Annotated in this window: 2 protein-coding genes; both read left to right on the top strand. The window is 70.0% G+C overall.

Going from position 1 to position 644, the window contains the following annotated elements; genetic code table 11:
• On the top strand, window positions 1–300 hold a 300-nt coding region (locus IE182_RS31580; RefSeq protein ID WP_373303659.1), incomplete at its 5' end, for an oligopeptide/dipeptide ABC transporter ATP-binding protein.
• Window positions 290–644, top strand: a 355-nt coding sequence (locus IE182_RS31585; protein WP_190113425.1) for an ATP-binding cassette domain-containing protein, incomplete at its 3' end; no start/stop codon positions are given. The genes IE182_RS31580 and IE182_RS31585, both read left to right, overlap by 11 nt.

Consider the following 644-nt stretch of genomic DNA (forward strand, 5'->3'; position numbering starts at 1 on the left):
ATGTACGCGGGCCGGATCGTGGAGACCGCACCCGTCCACGAGCTCTACAAGCGCCCGGCCCACCCCTACACCCGGGGCCTGCTCGAATCCATCCCGCGGCTCCACCAGAAGGGCCGGGAGCTGTACGCGATCAAGGGCCTGCCGCCCAACCTCACCGCCATCCCGCCCGGTTGCCCCTTCAACCCCCGCTGTCCCATGGCCCAGGACATCTGCCGCACCGACCGGCCCCCGCTCTTCCCCGTGGCACCCGGCCGCACCAGCGCCTGCCACTTCTGGAAGGAGACCCTCGATGAGAGCTGACGGCGAGGCGATCCTCGAAGTGCGGGACCTGGTCAAGCACTACCCGCTCACCCGGGGCATCCTCTTCCGGAAGCAGGTCGGCGCCGTCCACGCCGTCGACGGCGTCTCCTTCGACCTGTGGCGCGGCGAGACCCTCGGCATCGTGGGCGAGTCCGGCTGCGGCAAGTCCACCGTCGCCAAGCTGCTCGTCCACCTCGAACGGCCCACCGCGGGCGAGATCCGCTACAAGGGCGAGGACATCACCAGGCTCTCCCGGCGCGCCCTGAGGGCCGTGCGCCGCAACATCCAGATGGTCTTCCAGGACCCGTACACCTCGCTGAACCCGCGCATGACGGTCGGCGACA

The sequence above is a fragment of the Streptomyces cinnamoneus genome (genome assembly GCF_014650495.1).
Lineage (GTDB): Bacteria > Actinomycetota > Actinomycetes > Streptomycetales > Streptomycetaceae > Streptomyces > Streptomyces cinnamoneus.